The following is a 19,904-nucleotide window of genomic DNA, read 5'->3' as shown; positions in this document are numbered from 1 at the left end:
GACTGAGCGGGCGGGCGTCTCGGGCGGACTTGCCTGGCGGGGCATTTATTTTGCGTGAGTGGCGGGGTGTCGGGCCATGTCCCGGGGGCCCTGGCTGCCTGTGTGGGACGAGGTCCCGGGTCGGGCCCGGGACGGCGTATGTTCTGCGCGTTGGCGCTCGGGTGGCGGGGTTTTTGTGCTGTGCGGGTGCAGCCCCGGCCCCCGCGCCGGGGCCTCGGGGTGAGGCGGTCGGGCGGTGAGACTGAGCGGGCGGGCGCCTCGGGCGGACTTGCCTGGCGGGGCATTTATTTTGCGTGAGTGGCGGGGTGTCGGGCCACGCTCCGGAGGCCCTGGCTGCTAGCGTGGGACGAGGTCCCGGGGCAAGCCCGGGACGGCGGGGGCTGTGTGCGTTGGGGCCGGGGTGGCGGGGTGTCGGGCCATGTCCCGGGGGCACTGGCTGCTTGTGTGGGACGAGGTCCCGGGGCAGGCCCGGGACGGCGGGGGCTGTGTGCGTTGGGGCCGGGGTGGCGGGGAGCGGGGCGGTGTCGGGGGGCTGTGCGGGTGCAGCCCCGGCCCCTGTGCCGGGGCCTCGGGGGCGGAGCGGTCGGGTGGTGAGACTGGGCGGAGCGGGCGCCTCGGGGGCGGAGCGGTCGGGTGGAGAGACTGAGCTGGCCGGGGCGACGGGATGGGCCCCCGTGCCGGCATCTTCGGGGCGGGGCGTGCAGGGCACGGGTGGCGCGGCCCCGCATATGCGTGCTTGAATTCGGGCCGCCGAGCCAGTATCTGCCCCAGACGAGCAGAGCCCGAGGATATCCATGGCCACCACCAATCCGCTTCAGTTCATTCAGCAGGTGCGTTCCGAAGTCTCGAAAGTGACCTGGCCGACCCGGCGCGAGGTTCTGATCACCTCGGTCATGGTGTTCGTGATGGCGATGCTGACGGCGATCTTCTTCTTCTTCGTCGACTGGCTGATCCGGCAGGGCCTTTCGCTGCTTCTGGGCATGTTCTGAGCCCCGCTCAGCGGTCGAGCTGCGTTAGGTCGATGGCCTCTCTTTCCATCAGATCCCTGTAGGCCGCGAGATCCTGTGCGATCGCCTCTTCCAGGGGCATGTGCGGGATGTCTCCGATCAGCTGTTTCAGCGCGGCGTCGGAGAGGTCAGACGGCACGCCGAGGGGCGCGTCTTCTTCGCAGGTGACCTGGTGGGGCCCCGCGATCTCTTCGAGGATCCCGAGGACGCGGGCGACCTCGGTCACGCTGTTCCGGACATTGCAGACGATGGCGCCTTCGGGCTCGGCGCGGGCCGCGCGGAGGAACATCTCCGCCATGTCGGAGGCGTGCTGCAGCGAGAGCGGCCCGCTGAAGCGGACATGGAAGGGGCGGTTCGCCGCGACGGCGAGAATGGCCTTGGCGATATCGGAGGACATGCCCTGATCGCGGCCCACGCCGTAGACGATCGCGGGCCGGAGCCCCGCGCTCCCCACCCCCCAGTCGGCGGCGAAGATGCGCGCCGCTTCCTCGTTCGCGACCTTGTAGGTGCCGTAGAGGTTCGACGGCGCGGTGGGCGCGTTGTCGGGCACCGGCAGGACGGGATACAGCTCGGGCGGGCCGAGGACGGCGAGGGAACTGGCATAGGCGAGGCCGCGCACGCCCTCGTGCCGCGCGGCTTCGAGGATATTCACGGTGCCGGTGACGTTGACCGCCGCGCCGAGGGCCGGGTCGGCCTTGCAGAACGGCACCTGGAGCCCCGCGAGATGCACGATATGGGTGGCGCCGGTTTCTGCCACGAGGCGGCGGACCGCCGCCGTGTCGGTCACGTCGAGGGCGCGCCAGTCGAGGGCGGCGACCTCCTCCTCCGGCATCAGGAGCCGGGGCCGCGTCGGTTCGGGCGCGAGATCGGTGGCGGTGAAGGCGGTGCCTTCGGCGCTCAGATGCCGGGTGACCCAGGCGCCGATGCAGCCGTTCGCCCCGGTGACCAGGACATGGGTGTCTGGCATGATCGTTCCTCCCGCCGTCGCCGTTCCGCCGGGCATGATCGCCGGGCGGGGCGGGCTTGTATAGGCCGTTCTTCGCCCGGGGGGGCGCAACTCTGGGCTTGAACCGGCCTGCCCGTGGGTGTATCTGCCGCCTGTTCCCCGACAGAATGAGCCGTTCGAGAAGACAGCGACCTCACGCGACGGGGGCGTAGAGTTTAAGCAAGGTCTGGAAAGCGAGAACATGGCGAAGCGCTGGTATTCCGTAAGCGTCCTGTCGAACTTCGAGAAGAAGGTGGCGGAGCAGATCCGTCATTCGGTGATCGATGCCGGTCTCGAGGACCAGATCGAGGAAGTGCTCGTGCCCACCGAAGAGGTGATCGAGATCCGGCGCGGCAAGAAGGTGCCGACCGAGCGGCGGTTCATGCCCGGCTATGTGCTTGTGCGGATGGAGATGTCGGACGAGGGCTATCACCTGATCAACTCGATCAACCGGGTGACCGGGTTCCTGGGCCCCCAGGGCCGCCCGATGCCGATGCGCGATGCCGAGGTGAACCAGATCCTGAACCGCGTCGAGGAAGGCCAGGAGGCGCCGCGCACCCTGATCTCGTTCGAAGTGGGCGAGAAGGTGAAGGTGAAGGACGGCCCGTTCGAGGATTTCGACGGCATGGTCGAGGAAGTGGACGAGGACAACCAGCGCCTGAAGGTGACGGTGTCGATCTTCGGCCGCGCGACGCCGGTGGAGCTGGAATACACCCAGGTGTCGAAAGAGATCTGAGGCGTCTGCCCCCCGGGCGCGGGGGATGCGGGGGCGCTGCCCCCGCCGCGCGCCGCGCGGCTCCCCCGGAGTATTCTTGCCAAAATGAAGGGGCGGGGTGCCGCCCCCCTCCGGCCTCAGTTCCGCTTCATCGGGCAGGTGTTGAGCCCCAGGAGCGAATAGGCCGGGCACCAGCCGATCAGGCCGGTGACGAGCGGCACGATCCCGATCAGCCCCCAGAGCGTCTGCGGCCCGACGAAGACGAGCGACAGGAGCACGAGGCCTGCGATGATCCGCAGGGCGCGGTCGAGGGTTCCTTCGTTGCGTGTCATGATGCACCTTTATGCTTTGCGTGACCGGGCCAATGATCGCAGGTGCGGGCGGGCCCTGTCGGTGACTTTGTCACCGAGTGTCTGCGGCAATCCGTTCCAGCTTCGCGCGGTCGGCGATATGGACCTGGCCGCGGGTGAGGGTGACGGCGCCGTCTTTCGCGAAGGCCGCGAGGCGGCGGGAGACGACCGCGCGGCCCGAGGCGATTTCGGTGGCGAGCGCCTCGTGGGTGGCGGCGATGGTGCCATCGTCATCCGCGAGCGCGAGGAGCGCGCGCGGGCGAGGCGGGCGTCGAAGCCCGTCAGCGCCACGTCTTCGAGGAGGCGTTCGAATTCCGCGAACCGGTGCGCGACGGCGCCGAAGACGAGGCCGCGGAATTCGGGGCTTTCGGAGAGCCGCGCCTCGAAGGCGGCGGGGGGGATGATATCGCCCGAAAGATCGGTTTCGGCGACGCCTTCGGCCTTGTAGGGCTCGCCCGTCACCAGGCAGGAGAAGGTCTGCAGGCAGACATCGCCGGGGCGGACGCGGTAGAGCACGACCTCGCGCCCGTTTTCGGCCGTCAGCGTCACCCGGATCGTGCCGGAGCGCAGCACGACGAAGCCCGGGCAGGCCTGGCCGGGAGAGAAGAGCGTGGTGCCCTTCGGGACCTTCAGGGGGTGGGTGCGATGATCCATGGGCCGAGTGTGCCAGCGGGGGAGGCGCGCCTCAACTACGAGATTGCGGGGCTTTCGAATGGGTGGCGCGTGATCTCGCGGATGCTGTCGAAGGGCGTGCCCCGGACCGCCTCGCGGACGATGCGCTCGGCCCGGGCGACATCGGCGACCGAAACGCCGAAATTCACCTCGGGGATGCCGGTTTCGAGGTTGGCGCCGATCTCGGCCCCGATCTCGGCCCCGTCCAATGCGCCCGCGCCGTCCCGTGCGGGCGCGATTTCGATACGCGCCATGGCCGCGTCGCTCACATGGAGGGCGATCTGGCGCACGGGGATATGGCCGATGGAGCGCGCGGTCGCGAGGATCGCGTCGGAGAACGGCGTGTCCGGCACGACGGTCGCGGCGCCCTGGCCCCATGTGCCCGTCTGCACCCTGTCGAAGGTGGCGAGGCCCGCTTCGGCGAGCAGGGGCACGCGGACGGTTTGCAGCTGTGTCAGGATGTGATCGGCGCGGGCGTCGTCCGGCACGCAGAGCAGGATCTGGGGTTGGCTCATCTCCTGCCGCCTTCGTCCGGTGTCGCCGCCTGCGCCGGGATCTTTGATCGCGGCGCTCGTGGGCGCCTTGCCGGGCCGTTCCTGCCGCTCGCGCATGTTCAGGCTTGAACCGCAGGCATGGCGGGCGTACCCGGCATAGGCCGCCGCAAGACGGGGCGGCAAACGCATCGGGGACGCAGGAGAGGCTGGACGGCGGATGCTTCAGTTGTGTGACGGCGGGCCATGACCGGAGACGTCGGGGAGAGCCCGGCCGGCGGGCCGGTGGCCGTGGTTCTGGCCAAGACCGCGCACCCGGATGATCCCGGGGCGCCGGGCTGCTGGTTCGGGGGCGGTGCGACCTTGCCGCCCGATATCGACTGGCCCGTCATGGCGTTCGAGGGCCTGGAGATCCCCCTGCATTTCCTGTGCCAGATCGATCTTGCGCAGGTGCCGCCGGCCGGGGATCTGTTGCCCCGGCAGGGCAGGCTGTTCTTCTTCTGGGAGCCGTTTTTGTCGCCCAGCATGTCGCTGACCCGGGGCGCGCGCGTGATCCATGCCGAGGGCGACCTGTCCGGCACGCCCGAGCGGCGGATGCCCGAGGCGCCGGAGATCCCAGAGGCGTATTTCCCCGATTACCGCGAGGCCGATCCCCGTGGCACGGTGTACCGCCGCTGGAACATGACATTCGAGACCTTCGAGGATGCGGATCTTCCGGCGGATCCGGCCGATCCGATGCTGGACCAGCGCAGGAAAGACCAGATCGCGGCGCAGGACGCGATGCGGCGGCGACTGACCAGGGCGATCCGCGATGTGCCCGCGCGCAGTCACATCAGGGCGACGCCGGTATTGCACAGGATGCTGGGGGGCCGTGACCTCGATTTCGAACCGGGCGACCGGGTTCTGCTTCTGACCATTGGGGCGGATGCCGACCTCGATCTGCGCATGGCGGTGGATCCGGTGGTGTTTTCGATTGCGCGGGATGACCTCGCCGCGCGCGACTTTTCGAAGATAACGCTGTCGGAGAGGCCGTAGGCCGGGCGATCGGGCGGCGGGCGCGAAGCCCCTTGCCAAGCGGCAGGGCGCCGTGTATCCCCCGCCGGTCGCCGCAGGGCGGCATCCAGTTGGGAGGCGAGGCCCCGCACGCGGGCCGGACCGGACCACATCACGCATAGCCGGAGGGACATGTGCCCGGCCGGCGCTTGAGAAAGGAGCGGCCCCATGGCCAAGAAAGTCGCCGGCACCATGAAGCTTCAGGTGCCTGCCGGACAAGCGAACCCCTCTCCGCCGGTCGGACCGGCGCTGGGCCAGCGCGGCATCAACATCATGGAATTCTGCAAGGCCTTCAACGCGAAGACCCAGGAGATGGAGCCCGGTGCGCCGTGCCCGACCGTGATCACCTATTACCAGGACAAATCCTTCTCGATGGATATCAAGACGCCGCCGGCGTCGTATTTCCTGAAGAAGGCCGCGAAGCTGAAATCGGGGGCCAACAACCCCTCGCGCGAGACCGTGGGCACGGTCACGAAGAAGCAGCTTCAGGAGATCGCGGAAGCGAAGATGAAGGATCTGAACGCCAATGACGTGGAAGCGGCGATGCAGATCATCCTCGGCTCTGCGCGGTCGATGGGGATCGAGGTGAAGGGGTAAGGCCATGGGAAAGCTTGGTAAGAGACTGACCGCCGCCCGCGAAGCGTTCGAGGGCAAGGAAAACCTGAGCGTCGACGAGGCCGTCGCGCTGGTGAAGGCGAACGCGAACGCGAAGTTCGACGAGACCGTCGAGATCTCGATGAACCTCGGGATCGACCCGCGCCACGCCGACCAGATGGTGCGCGGCACGGTGACGCTGCCCGCCGGCACCGGCAAGACGGTGCGCGTGGCGGTGTTCGCGCGCGGCGCGAAGGCGGACGAGGCGAAGGAAGCGGGCGCCGATATCGTGGGCGCCGAGGACCTGATGGAAACCATCCAGGGCGGCAAGATCGAGTTCGACCGCTGCATCGCCACCCCCGACATGATGCCGATCGTCGGCCGTCTGGGGAAGGTGCTGGGCCCGCGGAACCTGATGCCGAACCCGAAGGTCGGCACCGTCACGATGGACGTCAAGGAAGCCGTGGAAGCGGCGAAGGGCGGCCAGGTGCAGTTCAAGGCCGAGAAGAAGGGCATCGTGCAGGCCGGGATCGGCAAAGCCTCGTTTGACGCCGACAAGCTGGCCGAGAACGTGCGGGCCTTCGTCGACGCTGTGTCGAAGGCGAAGCCGTCGGGCGCGAAGGGCACCTACATGAAGAAGGTCACGCTGACCTCGACCATGGGCCCGGGCGTCACGGTCGACGTGGTGGATGCGACCGGGAACTGAGCCCGGCCTCACGTAACGGATCGGAAGGGGCGGTGTGACCGCCCCTTTTTTCATGGCCGCGTGCCGGATTCGAGCCAGATGCGATCCCCCTTCGGCAGGGATGCCGTGATGCGGGCGGCGTAGGCGTCGACCTCGGGCTGGGAGAGGCGGCCAACCCACTTGTTCATGGAGCCCGAGTCGAAGAAGCTGGTTTCGTCGTGGAAGGCGGAATCGGCGGCCGGCCGGGCGTGGTGGCGGGTGATGTCGCGCATTTGGTCGATGCCCGTGGCCTCGGCGATGGCTTCGACGAGCGCCTCGGGCGCAGGCGTGCCGATCACCGCGGCGTAGCGGCGGATGGCGGCGCGGATGTCGGATTTCAGATCGGCATAGTGGAAGAGATGGACGTTCGGCAGGTGCGACCATGTCTTGAACGAGCGGTAGTGGTTGATCAGCGAGGCGAGGGTGAGATCGTCGGTGCCCTGATCGGTGAGCGGCCCGTTCAGGAAGCGGGCGAAGGCTGCGCCGGGCGTGTCGGGGAAGAGGTGATCGAGCCAGTCGTATTTCATGTTCGCCACGTGGCGCTTGAGGGAGAAGTAGGTGTCGATCGGGTGGCGGTAGACGGCGATGTAGATGGCGCGGGGATCATAGGCGATGCCGTCGAAGGGGGTGTGGGACTTGATGCAGCGCTGGTGGGGTTGCGCCGCGAGCGCGGCCAGGGCGGCGTCGCGGTCGCGGAACGCGCAGTCGAGCCAGATCGCATCGTGCCAGACCGCGCGGTCGGTGATCGCCGCCCCGTGGATCAGCATCATGAGGATCGCCTGGCTCCACGTCGTGCCGGATTTGGGCGGGGTGGAGAGCACGATATCGCCGGGGCGGAAGGCGAAGCTGTCCCACATGTCGGTGTTGGTGACGGGGCCTTCGTAGTCGCGGGTCTTTCGCGGCAGATCGGTTGTCATGGCTGTCCCCCGGGTGTGACCCGTTTCGGGGAGGCTAGGCGAAACCGGGCAGGCGGCAAAGCCCCGGGTTCGGCGGGGGCGGAGATTTTCCGGCAGAGCCTGTTGGCGCGGCACGGATTTCGCGGGAGAGTGGGCGCCGGAAGACTGGGCCCGGGGAGGATGGCGGCATGGCGGGACTGACGATGACGGGCGCGGCGCGGGCGGCGCTGGAGGCGCTGGCGGCGTATCTGGAGGCGCGGGGCGCGGGGCTCACGATCGACGGGGATGTGCATCCCTCGGACCGGGATCTCCTGCCCGAGGACGTGGCACGGCGGATCGCGGAGGATCCGGAGTATTACCACACGAAGCCGGTTCTGCCCGAAGAGCTTTTGCCCGTGATGGATATGGCCGGGGTGGACATGGCGCTTTGCTGGCAGAACCCCGGGGTGCTGCCCTATGGCGCGGATCTAGAAGAGAACGCCGCGCGGCTGACCGAGGCGAACCGGCGGATCGCGGCGCTGGCCGCCCGGCATCCAAGGCGGATCATTCCGGCGGGCTGGACCGATCCGAAGGCGCTGGGGGTGGAGAATGCGATCGCGCTGGTGCGCCGCTGCGTGGCGGAGTTCGGGATGCCGGTCGTCAAGATGAACCCCGCGCAGAACGCCTATCCGATCACCGACCCGATGGTTTACGCCGTGATCGACGCGATTGCGGAGACGGGCGCGGTGCCCGCGTTTCACTTCGGATCCGACACGCCCTTCACGCCCACCGAGGGGCTTCTGGAGATCGCGCGGCATCTGGGCGATCACCCGGTGATCGGCGTGCATATGGGGGGCGGGGGCGGCCATTTCGTGGAGGCCGAGGCGACCTATCAGTCGGCGCGGGAGGCGGGGCTTCGGCAGGAGAACATCTTTTACGTGCTGTCGGCCAAGCGGGATGTGCACATGGCCAATGCGCTGATCGCCTATGCCGATGCGGGCGGGAGCGCGGCGCGGCGGATCGCCGTGGCGAGCGACGCGCCCTATGGGAACATCCCCTTCAATTTCGGCGGGTTCCGGGCGCTGTTCGACGCCTTGAGAGACGGGGCGCATTATCCCGATGCGCGGCTGAAGGCGCGGCCCGGGCTGTTCGATGACGCGATGGTGCAGGGGTTCATGGGCGGCAATCTGGCCGCGCTGGTCGCGGCTGCCGCCCGGAGGGTTCTTGAGCGGGCGTGAGCCTCAGGGCTCGGTCGGCCCGCCCTTTTCCTTCCAATCCGGGAAGCCGCCGGCGTTCGACACGTTCTGGTAGCCCATGTCCTTCAGCGTCTTGCCGGTCAGCGCGGCCTGGCCGCCCTTGCCGCAGATCAGGATGATATCGGCATCCTTGGTGAGCTTTTCGTTGTGGAAGGGCGTTGCGGGATCGGCGGCGAATTCGATCATGCCGCGGGTGATGCGCTCGGCCCCCGCGATGGTGCCGGTCTGGGCGATTTCGCCCGAGTCGCGGACATCGACGAAGACGGCGCTGCCGTTCGCATGCTTGGCCACTGCGTCGTCGAATTCGATCTTCGGGACGACGGCGTTGGCTTCGGCGAGATAATCCTGGGCGGTTTTCATGGGGGTATCCTTTTTCACTGGTCGCTAGGGGCAGGATAGGCGGTCGCGCGCCGTGTGCAAGCGGTGTCGGCGGTCGGGCGGAGGCCGGCCGCGATCGGTGGCTTCCCGCCGCCCCGACCGTCCCGCCGCCCCGACCGCCCGTCGGCAGGCGCCCGCCGGTTTGGCGCGGGGCCTTGCCGACCAGCTTGAGACCGTCCACGGTGGGATCGGAGCGAAAAACCGCCGTGCCGGATAGGGAAATGCCGCATCGGGCGGCCTTTGCCCCTTGGCATTCGGAACGAATGACCGTAAACCCCAGCCATCGGAGGAGCGTGCGATTCGTCGCGCGCTTTTTCGTCTTTCGTCCGAGACGGTGGGTTGGGGTTTCCCGGTAATTCCTGCCTGAGACGGGAACAGAGCATTTTCTTCGGGATCGCCCAGGCGCGATATCCGGGGGCGACTTGCGACGGACCCGTAAGGACCCGACTGCCGGGTGCCTTTCACCCGGTGGAACATGAGCCGGGGGTTCGCCCCCAGAACTTGGAGCAAACTGTGGATAGAGCCCAGAAAGAGAAAGTGGTCGAGGAACTCGGCCAGATCTTCGAAAGCTCTGGCGTCGTGGTGGTGGCAAGCTACCAGGGCATGACGGTTGCCGAGATGCAGGACTTGCGCGCGCGCATGCGCGAAGGCGGTGGGTCCGTACGTGTTGCCAAGAACAGGCTCGCCAAGATCGCCCTCGAAGGGAAGCCGAACGCATCGCTCGGCGACCTGCTTCAGGGAATGACCGTTCTCGCCTATTCCGAGGACCCCACGGCCGCGGCCCGGGTCGTCGACAAGTACGCCAAGGATAACAAGAAGCTTGAGATCCTCGGTGGTGCCATGGGTGAGACGGCGCTTGACCCGGCCGGTGTCAAAGCGGTTGCCGACATGCCGTCGCGTGAGGAGCTTATCGCTTCGATCGCGGGCTGCATCGGCGCGCCTGCTTCGAACATCGCCGGTGCGATCGGCGCACCTGCTTCGAACATCGCGAGCATCCTGTCGACCATCGAGGAGCGCGCGGAAGCCGCGTGATCCCCTGTCATGCCACGTAAGGCCTTGAACGCCCGACGTTGGAACCCATCTTAAGGAACTGCAAAATGGCTGATCTGAAGAAACTTGCTGAAGAGATCGTGGGTCTCACGCTTCTCGAAGCCCAGGAACTGAAAACCATCCTCAAGGACGAGTATGGCATCGAGCCCGCCGCTGGCGGCGCTGTCATGATGGCCGGCCCGGCTGCCGGTGGCGACGCCGCCGCTGCCGAAGAGGAAAAGGACGAATTCGACGTCATCCTCAAGGCCGCCGGTGCCCAGAAGATCAACGTGATCAAGGAAGTTCGCGCGATCACGGGTCTCGGCCTGAAGGAAGCCAAGGAACTGGTGGAAGCCGGCGGCAAGGCCGTCAAGGAAGGCTGCGCCAAGGCCGAGGCCGAAGAGATCAAGTCGAAGCTCGAGGCGGCTGGCGCCGAAGTCGAGCTCAAGTGATCGACGCCCGGCGGGCGGCGATCATCCCGGACGCGCGAGCGATCCGGGATCTCGCGCCGCCGGGGTGATATGAACGGTCGGGTCCGGGATGTCCGGGCCCGGCCTTCCGCGTCTCAGGAAGGGCCCGTGATTTCACGGCCTTGCGGACCCTTCCTAAGGTGCGGATCCGGTCGGGCGGCATCCTGTGGGAGGGATGCCAGGGATGGACCGGCGTACCTGTTTCACCGGCCTGGCCGCCCGTTCCCCGACGGGAGGCCGCGTCAGCGAAAGCGAAGGGTGAAAGACCGACATGGCGTCGACCTATATCGGACAGAAGCGTCTAAGAAAGTATTACGGCAAGATCCGGGAAGTCCTGGAGATGCCCAATCTCATCGAGGTGCAGAAATCGAGCTACGATCTGTTCCTGAATTCGGGCGACCAGCCCGATCCGGCAGATGGCGAAGGGATCAAGGGCGTTTTCCAGTCCGTCTTCCCGATCAAGGATTTCAATGAAACGGCTGTTCTGGAGTTCGTGAAATACGAGCTCGAAAAGCCGAAATACGATGTCGAGGAATGCCAGCAGCGCGACATGACCTACAGCGCGCCGCTGAAGGTGACGCTGCGGCTGATCGTGTTCGATGTCGACGAGGACACCGGCGCGAAATCGGTGAAGGACATCAAGGAACAGGACGTGTTCATGGGCGACATGCCGCTCATGACGCCCAACGGCACGTTCATCGTGAACGGGACCGAGCGGGTGATCGTTTCCCAGATGCACCGCTCCCCGGGCGTATTCTTCGACCACGACAAGGGCAAGACGCATTCGAGCGGCAAGCTTCTCTTCGCCTGCCGGATCATTCCCTATCGCGGATCGTGGCTCGATTTCGAGTTCGACGCGAAGGACCTGGTCTATGCCCGCATCGACCGGCGCCGGAAACTTCCCGTCACGACCCTGCTTTACGCGCTTGGGATGGACCAGGAAGGCATCATGGATGCCTATTACCAGACGGTCGATTACAAGCTGAAGAAGAAGGGCAAGGCCGACGGCGGCTGGGTGACGAAGTTCTTCCCCGAGCGCGTGCGCGGCACGCGGCCCGCGATGGATCTGGTCGACGCCAAGACCGGCGAGGTGATCGCCGAGGCGGGCAAGAAGGTGACGCCGCGCGCCGTCAAGAAATGGATCGACGAGGGCAATATCGAGAACCTTCTGGTTCCGTTCGAGCATATCGTCGGCCGGTTCGTCGCGAAGGACATCATCAACGAGGAGACCGGCGCGATCTATGTCGAAGCCGGGGACGAGCTGACCTGGGAAACCGACAAGGACGGCGCCGTCACGGGCGGGACGCTGAAGGAGCTGATGGATGCCGGCATCTCCGACATCCCGGTTCTGGATATCGATAACGTCACCGTCGGCCCCTACATGCGCAACACGATGGCCGCCGACAAGAACATGAACCGCGACGGCGCGCTGATGGACATCTATCGCGTGATGCGCCCGGGCGAGCCGCCCACCGTCGACGCCGCGAGCGCGCTGTTCGACACGCTGTTCTTCGACAGCGAGCGCTATGACCTGTCGGCCGTGGGCCGGGTGAAGATGAACATGCGCCTCGACCTCGATGCCGAGGACACGGTGCGGACGCTGCGCAAGGAAGACATCGTCGCCTGTATCAAGGCGCTGGTCGACCTGCGCGACGGGCGCGGCGAGATCGACGATATCGATCACCTGGGCAACCGCCGGGTGCGCTCGGTCGGCGAACTGATGGAAAACCAGTACCGCGTCGGCCTTCTGCGGATGGAGCGCGCGATCAAGGAACGCATGTCGTCGGTCGAGATCGACACGGTGATGCCGCAGGATCTGATCAACGCGAAACCGGCCGCGGCGGCGGTGCGGGAGTTCTTCGGCTCCTCGCAGCTCAGCCAGTTCATGGACCAGACCAACCCGCTGTCGGAAGTCACCCACAAGCGGCGCCTGTCGGCGCTTGGACCGGGCGGCCTGACGCGGGAGCGCGCGGGCTTCGAAGTGCGCGACGTGCACCCGACCCACTATGGCCGGATGTGCCCGATCGAGACGCCGGAAGGGCCGAATATCGGCCTGATCAACAGCCTCGCGACCTTCGCGCGGGTGAACAAGTACGGCTTCATCGAAACGCCCTATCGCAAGGTCGAGGCCGGGCAGGTGACCGACGAGGTCGTCTATATGTCCGCGACCGAGGAGATGCGGCACGTAGTGGCGCAGGCCAACGCGAACCTCGACGACAAGGGCCGGTTCACCAACGAGATGGTGAACACCCGTCAGGCCGGTGAATACACGCTGGCGCCGACCGAGCAGGTCGACCTGATCGACGTGTCGCCGAAGCAGCTGGTCTCCGTCGCCGCCTCGCTGATCCCGTTCCTCGAGAACGACGACGCGAACCGGGCGCTGATGGGATCGAACATGCAGCGGCAGGCGGTGCCGCTTCTTCAGGCCGAGGCGCCGCTTGTCGGCACCGGCATCGAAGAGGTGGTGGCGCGCGATTCCGGCGCGGCGATCATGGTGCATCGCGGCGGGGTGATCGACCAGGTCGATGCCCAGCGGATCGTTGTGCGGGTGACCGAAGACCTCGAACCCGGGGATCCGGGCGTCGATATCTACCGGTTGCGCAAGTTCCAGCGGTCGAACCAGAACACCTGCATCAACCAGCGTCCGCTGGTGAAGGTGGGCGACATGGTGGCCAAGGGCGAGGTGATCGCCGACGGCCCGTCGACCGACATGGGTGAACTGGCGCTCGGCAAGAACGTGGTCGTCGCGTTCATGCCGTGGAACGGCTACAACTACGAGGACTCGATCCTGATTTCCGAGCGCATCGTGCGCGACGACGTCTTCACCTCGATCCATATCGAGGAATTCGAAGTCGCCGCCCGTGACACGAAGCTCGGACCGGAAGAGATCACCCGCGACATCCCGAATGTCGGCGAGGAAGCGCTGCGCAACCTCGACGAGGCGGGGATCGTCTATATCGGCGCCGAAGTGGGGCCGGGCGACATTCTCGTGGGCAAGATCACGCCGAAGGGTGAAAGCCCGATGACGCCGGAAGAAAAGCTTCTGCGCGCCATCTTCGGTGAAAAGGCGTCCGACGTGCGCGACACGTCGCTGCGCCTGCCGCCGGGGGATTTCGGGACGATCGTGGAAGTGCGCGTCTTCAACCGTCACGGTGTGGACAAGGACGAGCGTGCGCTGCAGATCGAGCGCGAGGAAGTGGAACGTCTGGCCCGGGACCGGGACGACGAGCTCGCGATCCTCGACCGCAACATCTATGCCCGTCTGAAGGCGATGATCCTCGGCAAGGTGGCCGTCAAGGGCCCGAAGGGCGTGAAGCCCAAGTCGGAGATCACCGAGGACCTGCTGGACAGCCTGTCGAAGGGCCAGTGGTGGCAGCTTGCGGTCGGCGACGACGCGGAAGCGCAGGCCATCGAGGCGCTGAACGCGCAATACGAGGCGCAGAAGCGTGCGCTGGACGCGCGGTTCGAGGACAAGGTCGAGAAGGTGCGCCGGGGCGACGACCTGCCGCCGGGTGTCATGAAGATGGTCAAGGTGTTCGTGGCGGTGAAGCGCAAGCTTCAGCCGGGCGACAAGATGGCCGGACGTCACGGCAACAAGGGCGTGATCTCGAAGGTGGTGCCGATGGAGGACATGCCGTTCCTCGGGGATGGCACGCCGGTCGACTTCGTTCTGAACCCGCTTGGCGTGCCGAGCCGGATGAACGTGGGCCAGATCCTTGAAACCCACATGGGCTGGGCCGCGCGCGGCCTTGGCATCAAGATCGACGACGCGTTGGGCGAATACCGCCGGTCGGGCGACATGAGCCCGGTTAAGGACGCGCTGAAGATCGCCTATGGCGACGATGTCTGGGCCGACGGTCTGGGCGACATGGATGACGACACGATGGTCGAGAAGGCCGAGCTTGTCACCCGTGGCGTGCCGATCGCGACGCCCGTCTTCGACGGTGCGAAGGAAGCGGACGTCAACAACGCGCTGGAGCGGGCCGGGTTCGACCAGTCCGGTCAGTCGGTGCTGTATGACGGGCGGACGGGCGAGCGGTTTGCGCGCCCCGTCACGGTCGGCATCAAGTACCTTCTGAAGCTGCACCATCTTGTCGACGACAAGATCCACGCACGTTCCACCGGGCCTTACAGCCTCGTGACGCAGCAGCCCCTGGGCGGCAAGGCCCAGTTCGGCGGTCAGCGTTTCGGGGAAATGGAGGTCTGGGCGCTGGAAGCCTATGGCGCGGCCTACACGCTGCAGGAGATGCTTACCGTCAAGTCGGACGACGTGGCAGGCCGGACCAAGGTCTACGAGTCGATCGTCAAGGGCGAGGACAACTTCGAAGCGGGTGTGCCGGAATCGTTCAACGTGCTGGTGAAGGAAGTTCGGGGCCTCGGCCTCAACATGGAGCTTCTGGATGCGGAAGGCGATGACGACGACGAGGCGGGGATCGCGGCGGAGTAGGCGCGGGGGATGGGGTGAAACCCCATCCTACGGCCCTTTGTAGGGTGGGTTTTCAACCCACCTTTTGCTCCCCCAAGGAATTAGGATGCTGAGATGAACCAGGAACTGACAACCAACCCGTTCTCGCCGCTGGCCCCGGTCAAGACGTTTGACGAGATCAAGATTTCGCTCGCGAGCCCCGAGCGGATCCTGAGCTGGTCCTACGGTGAGATCAAGAAGCCCGAGACGATCAACTACCGCACGTTCAAGCCCGAGCGTGACGGCCTGTTCTGTGCCCGGATCTTCGGACCGATCAAGGATTACGAGTGCCTCTGCGGCAAATACAAGCGCATGAAGTATCGCGGCGTCGTCTGCGAGAAATGCGGTGTGGAAGTGACGCTGCAGAAGGTGCGGCGCGAGCGGATGGGCCATATCGAACTGGCCGCGCCCGTCGCCCACATCTGGTTTCTGAAGTCGCTGCCGAGCCGGATCGGCCTGATGCTCGACATGACGCTTCGGGATCTGGAGCGGATTCTCTACTTCGAGAATTACGTGGTGATCGAGCCGGGTCTGACCGACCTGAGCTATGGCCAGCTGATGAGCGAAGAGGAATTCCTCGACGCGCAGGACGCCTATGGCGCGGATGCCTTCGAGGCCGATATCGGCGCCGAAGCGATCCGCAAGATGCTGTCGGCGATCGACCTCGAGGCCGAGGCCACGCAGCTGCGCGAAGACCTGAAGGAAGCGACCGGCGAACTGAAGCCCAAGAAGATCATCAAGCGGCTGAAGATCGTTGAAAACTTTATCGAATCCGGTAACCGGCCGGAGTGGATGGTGCTGACCGTGATCCCGGTCATTCCGCCCGAGTTGCGCCCGCTGGTGCCCTTGGATGGCGGCCGGTTCGCGACCTCGGACCTCAACGACCTCTACCGCCGGGTGATCAACCGGAACAACCGCCTGAAGCGCCTGATCGAGCTTCGCGCGCCGGACATCATCGTGCGGAACGAGAAGCGGATGCTTCAGGAATCGGTCGATGCGCTGTTCGACAACGGCCGTCGGGGCCGGGTGATCACGGGCGCGAACAAGCGGCCGCTGAAATCGCTGTCGGACATGCTCAAGGGCAAGCAGGGCCGGTTCCGGCAGAACCTGCTTGGAAAGCGCGTCGACTTCTCGGGCCGGTCCGTCATCGTGACGGGCCCGGAACTGAAGCTGCACCAGTGCGGGCTGCCGAAGAAGATGGCGCTCGAACTGTTCAAGCCGTTCATCTATTCGCGGCTTGAGGCGAAGGGCCTGAGTTCGACCGTGAAGCAGGCGAAGAAGCTTGTCGAAAAGGAACGTCCCGAGGTCTGGGATATCCTCGACGAGGTGATACGCGAGCATCCCGTGATGCTGAACCGGGCGCCGACGCTGCACCGGCTTGGCATCCAGGCGTTCGAGCCCGTGCTGATCGAAGGCAAGGCCATTCAGCTTCACCCGCTGGTCTGTGCCGCGTTCAACGCCGACTTCGACGGCGACCAGATGGCCGTGCACGTGCCGCTGAGCCTCGAAGCACAGCTGGAAGCGCGCGTTCTGATGATGTCGACGAACAACGTTTTGTCGCCGGCGAACGGCTCGCCCATCATCGTGCCGTCGCAGGACATGATCCTTGGCCTCTATTACATCTCGATGGAGCGCGAGGGCATGAAGGGCGGAGGCATGATCTTCGGCTCTCCCGAAGAGGTCGAGCATGCGCTGGAAGCGGGCGAGGTGCATCTGCACGCCAAGATCACCGCGCGCGTGAAGCAGATCGACGAGAACGGGCTGGAAGTGTTCCAGCGGTTCGAGACGACGCCGGGCCGGGTGCGGCTTGGCGCGCTTCTGCCGCTCAACGCGAAAGCGCCGTTCGAGCTGGTGAACCGTCTTCTGCGGAAGAAGGAAGTGCAGCAGGTGATCGACACCGTCTATCGCTACTGCGGCCAGAAAGAGAGCGTCATCTTCTGTGACCAGATCATGGGCATGGGCTTCCGCGAGGCGTTCAAGGCCGGCATCAGCTTCGGCAAGGACGACATGGTGATCCCCGATCAGAAGTGGGACATCGTGAACGGCACGCGCGAGCAGGTGAAGGAGTTCGAACAGCAGTACATGGACGGCCTGATCACCCAGGGTGAGAAGTACAACAAGGTCGTCGATGCCTGGTCGAAATGTTCCGACGAGGTTGCGAACGCCATGATGGGCGACATCTCCGCGATGCGGAAGGACGATGCAGGCGCCGAGATGGAGCCGAACAGCGTCTACATGATGAGCCACTCGGGCGCGCGGGGTTCGCCGGCGCAGATGAAGCAGCTGGGCGGGATGCGCGGCCTGATGGCCAAGCCGTCGGGCGAGATCATCGAAACGCCGATCATCTCGAACTTCAAGGAAGGCCTCACGGTGCTCGAGTACTTCAACTCGACCCACGGGGCCCGGAAAGGCCTGGCGGACACCGCGCTTAAGACCGCGAACTCGGGTTACCTGACCCGGCGTCTCGTGGACGTGGCGCAGGACTGCATCATCCGGATGAAGGATTGCGGCACCGATCGCGCGATCACGGCGGAAGCCGCGGTCAACGACGGGGAAGTCGTGGCCTCGCTGAGCGAGCGTCTGCTGGGCCGCGTGGCCGCCGAGGACGTGCTGAAGCCCGGCACCGACGAGGTGATCGTTTCGGAAGGCGAACTGATCGACGAACGCAAGGCGGACATGATCGAGGCCGCGGGGCTGGCGACGGTGCGGATGCGCTCGCCGCTGACCTGTGAGGCCGAAGAGGGCGTCTGCGCCATGTGCTATGGCCGCGACCTGGCGCGCGGCACGATGGTGAACGTCGGCGAGGCCGTCGGCATCATCGCCGCACAGTCGATCGGTGAACCCGGCACGCAGCTGACGATGCGGACCTTCCACATCGGCGGCATCGCGCAGGGTGGCCAGCAGTCGTTCCTGGAAGCGTCGAGCGCGGGCAAGGTGGAGTACCGCAACGCCAACGTCCTCGACAATGCCGCGGGCGAGACGATCGTGATGGGCCGGAACATGGTTCTTGCGATCATCGACGAGAACGGGGTGGAACGGGCGAGCCACAAGCTGGGCTACGGCACCAAACTTCACGTGAAGGATGGCGCCAGCGTCGAGCGGGGCGACAAGCTTTTCGAATGGGACCCCTACACGCTTCCGATCATCGCCGAAAAGGCGGGGACGGCGAAGTTCGTCGACCTGGTTTCCGGCATCTCGGTGCGGGACGACACGGACGATGCGACGGGCATGACCCAGAAGATCGTGTCGGACTGGCGTTCGGCGCCGAAGGGCAACGAGCTGAAGCCCGAGATCATCCTTGTCGGCAGCGATGGCGAGCCGGTGCGGAACGACCAGGGCAACCCGGTGACCTATCCGATGTCGGTCGACGCCATTCTGTCGGTCGAGGACGGTTCCGAGGTTCAGGCCGGCGACGTTGTGGCGCGGATCCCGCGGGAAGGCGCGAAGACGAAGGACATCACCGGCGGTCTGCCGCGTGTGGCCGAACTCTTCGAAGCGCGCCGACCGAAGGACCACGCGATCATCGCCGAGATCGACGGTTACGTGAAGTTCGGGCGCGACTACAAGAACAAGCGCCGGATCACGATCGAACCGTCGGACGACAGCCTTGAGCCGGTCGAGTACATGGTGCCGAAGGGCAAGCACATCCCGGTCGTGGAGGGCGATTTCGTCCAGCGCGGCGATTACATCATGGATGGCAACCCCGCGCCGCATGACATCCTGTCGATCATGGGTGTCGAGGCGCTGGCCGAGTACATGATCGACGAGGTGCAGGACGTCTATCGCCTGCAGGGCGTGAAGATCAACGACAAGCACATCGAGGTGATCGTGCGCCAGATGCTTCAGAAGTGGGAGATCCTCGACAGCGGGGACACGACGCTTCTGAAGGGCGAGCACGTGGACAAGGCCGAACTCGACGCCGCCAATACGAAGGCGGAAGAGCGCGGCGGACGTCCGGCCTCGGGCGAGCCGATCCTTCTGGGGATCACCAAGGCCTCGCTTCAGACGCGGTCGTTCATCTCGGCGGCCTCGTTCCAGGAGACGACGCGGGTGCTGACGGAAGCCTCGGTTCAGGGCAAGCGCGACACGCTTCTCGGCCTGAAGGAGAACGTGATCGTCGGACGCCTGATCCCGGCCGGGACGGGCGGCGCCACCCAGCGGGTACGCCGGATCGCCCAAGAGCGGGACGCGAAGGTCATCGAGGCGGCGCGGGCCGAGGCGGAAGCCGCGGCGGCGCTGGCGGCCCCGGAGGCGGTGTTCGAAGGCGCCGAGGAGATCGACGCCGGGCTGTCGGATCTGCCGGAAAGCCGGGACTGATCCTTCGGGTGAGATGCGTTGGAAGGGCCCTGCCATTGGCGGGGCCCTTTCGGTTTGGGGGGCGTTCTTGCCCGGAGGAGAGGGCCGTGAGGCCCGCCGGGCAGGGGTTCCGAGGGGCCCGCGAAAGCTCCGGTGGACCTTTCGCCCGAGGGACACCGCCCCTCGGGCGGGCCCTCCTGCGACGGCGCGGATCAGCGGGATGTCCCGCGGGCTTGTGAGATAAAGCACCCCGTCCACGTGTTGGCGGGCCCACCCGCGGTCGGGCCCCGCCCGGCTTGTCGCGAGTGCCCGCTTCGTCCCGCCAACCGGACATACGGCACCCTTTGAAGCCTGCTGCACGGCCGCAAGTCCGCTTGGAGCCCTTCTTGCCCGGAATCGAGGGCCGCAGGCCCGCCGGGCAGGGGTTCCGAGGGGCCCGCGAAAGGTCCGGTGGACCTTTCGCCCGAGGGACACCGCCCCCCCGGGCGGGCCCTCCTGCAACGGTACGGATCAGCGGGATGTCCCGCGGGATTGTGAGATAAAG

Annotated in this window: 16 protein-coding genes and 1 pseudogene; 10 read left to right on the top strand and 7 right to left on the bottom strand. The window is 66.2% G+C overall.

Annotated features, from left to right (window positions below):
• The first annotated feature begins 794 nt into the window (after nt 1–794).
• On the top strand, nt 795–989 hold the full coding sequence (secE, locus tag RXV90_RS13450) for a preprotein translocase subunit SecE (protein ID WP_316649284.1): 195 nt from the start codon (nt 795–797) through the stop codon (nt 987–989).
• Between the two features lie 7 nt (nt 990–996).
• On the opposite strand, the gene RXV90_RS13445 is transcribed toward secE, so the two are convergent.
• Nucleotides 997–1,974, bottom strand: a complete 978-nt coding sequence (locus RXV90_RS13445; protein ID WP_316649283.1) for an NAD-dependent epimerase/dehydratase family protein — start codon at nt 1,972–1,974, stop codon at nt 997–999.
• A gap of 220 nt (nt 1,975–2,194) precedes the next feature.
• On the opposite strand from RXV90_RS13445, the gene nusG reads away from it, so the two are divergent.
• Complete coding sequence (nusG, locus tag RXV90_RS13440) at nt 2,195–2,728, top strand: transcription termination/antitermination protein NusG (protein ID WP_316649282.1); 534 nt, start codon at nt 2,195–2,197, stop codon at nt 2,726–2,728.
• Between the two features lie 116 nt (nt 2,729–2,844).
• Here nusG and RXV90_RS13435 read toward each other — a convergent pair whose 3' ends face one another.
• From RXV90_RS13435 to RXV90_RS13420, 4 genes and pseudogenes are all read right to left on the bottom strand, one after another.
• On the bottom strand, nt 2,845–3,039 hold the full coding sequence (locus RXV90_RS13435) for a YgaP family membrane protein (protein ID WP_316649281.1): 195 nt from the start codon (nt 3,037–3,039) through the stop codon (nt 2,845–2,847).
• A 70-nt stretch (nt 3,040–3,109) separates the two neighbouring features.
• A complete protein-coding gene (locus RXV90_RS13430; RefSeq protein WP_316649289.1) occupies nt 3,110–3,277 on the bottom strand; it encodes a helix-turn-helix domain-containing protein in 168 nt (55 codons plus the stop codon).
• 218 nt (nt 3,278–3,495) lie between these two features.
• Nucleotides 3,496–3,711 (bottom strand): annotated as a pseudogene (locus RXV90_RS13425) (Crp/Fnr family transcriptional regulator); the annotation flags it as partial.
• Between the two features lie 35 nt (nt 3,712–3,746).
• Nucleotides 3,747–4,412 (bottom strand): hypothetical protein, encoded by a 666-nt coding sequence (locus RXV90_RS13420; RefSeq protein ID WP_316649280.1) that lies wholly within the window; start codon nt 4,410–4,412, stop codon nt 3,747–3,749.
• Between the two features lie 54 nt (nt 4,413–4,466).
• Between RXV90_RS13420 and RXV90_RS13415 the strand changes: the two genes are divergently transcribed.
• The 3 genes from RXV90_RS13415 (at nt 4,467) to rplA (ending at nt 6,573) form a co-directional block, all read left to right on the top strand.
• Nucleotides 4,467–5,255: a DUF1963 domain-containing protein gene (locus tag RXV90_RS13415; protein WP_316649279.1), complete on the top strand. Its 789-nt coding sequence runs from the start codon at nt 4,467–4,469 to the stop codon at nt 5,253–5,255.
• A gap of 186 nt (nt 5,256–5,441) precedes the next feature.
• Complete coding sequence (gene rplK, locus RXV90_RS13410; protein ID WP_316649278.1) at nt 5,442–5,870, top strand: 50S ribosomal protein L11; 429 nt, start codon at nt 5,442–5,444, stop codon at nt 5,868–5,870.
• A 4-nt stretch (nt 5,871–5,874) separates the two neighbouring features.
• Complete coding sequence (gene rplA, locus RXV90_RS13405) at nt 5,875–6,573, top strand: 50S ribosomal protein L1 (RefSeq protein WP_316649277.1); 699 nt, start codon at nt 5,875–5,877, stop codon at nt 6,571–6,573.
• A 50-nt stretch (nt 6,574–6,623) separates the two neighbouring features.
• Here the strand turns inward: rplA and RXV90_RS13400 are convergent, their stop codons facing one another.
• Nucleotides 6,624–7,508 (bottom strand): sulfotransferase domain-containing protein, encoded by an 885-nt coding sequence (locus RXV90_RS13400; RefSeq protein WP_316649275.1) that lies wholly within the window; start codon nt 7,506–7,508, stop codon nt 6,624–6,626.
• 167 nt (nt 7,509–7,675) lie between these two features.
• On the opposite strand from RXV90_RS13400, the gene RXV90_RS13395 reads away from it, so the two are divergent.
• Complete coding sequence (locus tag RXV90_RS13395; protein WP_316649274.1) at nt 7,676–8,704, top strand: amidohydrolase family protein; 1,029 nt, start codon at nt 7,676–7,678, stop codon at nt 8,702–8,704.
• A gap of 3 nt (nt 8,705–8,707) precedes the next feature.
• On the opposite strand, the gene RXV90_RS13390 is transcribed toward RXV90_RS13395, so the two are convergent.
• Complete coding sequence (locus tag RXV90_RS13390) at nt 8,708–9,082, bottom strand: rhodanese-like domain-containing protein (protein ID WP_316649273.1); 375 nt, start codon at nt 9,080–9,082, stop codon at nt 8,708–8,710.
• A 531-nt stretch (nt 9,083–9,613) separates the two neighbouring features.
• Here RXV90_RS13390 and rplJ point away from each other — a divergent pair.
• From rplJ to rpoC, 4 genes are all read left to right on the top strand, one after another.
• On the top strand, nt 9,614–10,132 hold the full coding sequence (rplJ, locus tag RXV90_RS13385; protein ID WP_316649272.1) for a 50S ribosomal protein L10: 519 nt from the start codon (nt 9,614–9,616) through the stop codon (nt 10,130–10,132).
• A 65-nt stretch (nt 10,133–10,197) separates the two neighbouring features.
• Nucleotides 10,198–10,581, top strand: coding sequence for a 50S ribosomal protein L7/L12 (gene rplL, locus RXV90_RS13380; protein WP_316649271.1), 384 nt, complete (start codon nt 10,198–10,200; stop codon nt 10,579–10,581).
• Nucleotides 10,582–10,870: 289 nt separating this feature from the next.
• A complete protein-coding gene (gene rpoB, locus RXV90_RS13375; RefSeq protein ID WP_316649270.1) occupies nt 10,871–15,046 on the top strand; it encodes a DNA-directed RNA polymerase subunit beta in 4,176 nt (1,391 codons plus the stop codon).
• A gap of 93 nt (nt 15,047–15,139) precedes the next feature.
• The gene (gene rpoC / locus RXV90_RS13370; RefSeq protein WP_316649269.1) at nt 15,140–19,381 is read left to right on the top strand and encodes a DNA-directed RNA polymerase subunit beta'; all 4,242 of its coding nucleotides are present in this window, start codon (nt 15,140–15,142) and stop codon (nt 19,379–19,381) included.
• The last annotated feature ends 523 nt before the right edge of the window (nt 19,382–19,904 follow it).

The organism is Ovoidimarina sediminis (genome assembly GCF_032586175.1).
GTDB lineage: Bacteria > Pseudomonadota > Alphaproteobacteria > Rhodobacterales > Rhodobacteraceae > Ovoidimarina > Ovoidimarina sediminis.
The sequence above is the reverse complement of the archived record's forward strand: the minus strand, read 5'-3'. Positions and strand labels throughout refer to the sequence as shown.

Coding starts and splice junctions, on each gene's coding strand:
- rplL (WP_316649271.1), top strand. CDS start 10,198: ATGGCTGATCTGAAGAAACTTGCTGAAGAGATCGTGGGTCTCACGCTT.
- rpoC (WP_316649269.1), top strand. CDS start 15,140: ATGAACCAGGAACTGACAACCAACCCGTTCTCGCCGCTGGCCCCGGTC.
- RXV90_RS13390 (WP_316649273.1), bottom strand. CDS start 9,082: ATGAAAACCGCCCAGGATTATCTCGCCGAAGCCAACGCCGTCGTCCCG.
- rpoB (WP_316649270.1), top strand. CDS start 10,871: ATGGCGTCGACCTATATCGGACAGAAGCGTCTAAGAAAGTATTACGGC.
- rplA (WP_316649277.1), top strand. CDS start 5,875: ATGGGAAAGCTTGGTAAGAGACTGACCGCCGCCCGCGAAGCGTTCGAG.
- RXV90_RS13395 (WP_316649274.1), top strand. CDS start 7,676: ATGGCGGGACTGACGATGACGGGCGCGGCGCGGGCGGCGCTGGAGGCG.
- RXV90_RS13400 (WP_316649275.1), bottom strand. CDS start 7,508: ATGACAACCGATCTGCCGCGAAAGACCCGCGACTACGAAGGCCCCGTC.
- secE (WP_316649284.1), top strand. CDS start 795: ATGGCCACCACCAATCCGCTTCAGTTCATTCAGCAGGTGCGTTCCGAA.
- RXV90_RS13415 (WP_316649279.1), top strand. CDS start 4,467: ATGACCGGAGACGTCGGGGAGAGCCCGGCCGGCGGGCCGGTGGCCGTG.
- rplK (WP_316649278.1), top strand. CDS start 5,442: ATGGCCAAGAAAGTCGCCGGCACCATGAAGCTTCAGGTGCCTGCCGGA.
- RXV90_RS13420 (WP_316649280.1), bottom strand. CDS start 4,412: ATGCGTTTGCCGCCCCGTCTTGCGGCGGCCTATGCCGGGTACGCCCGC.
- RXV90_RS13445 (WP_316649283.1), bottom strand. CDS start 1,974: ATGCCAGACACCCATGTCCTGGTCACCGGGGCGAACGGCTGCATCGGC.
- RXV90_RS13435 (WP_316649281.1), bottom strand. CDS start 3,039: ATGACACGCAACGAAGGAACCCTCGACCGCGCCCTGCGGATCATCGCA.
- nusG (WP_316649282.1), top strand. CDS start 2,195: ATGGCGAAGCGCTGGTATTCCGTAAGCGTCCTGTCGAACTTCGAGAAG.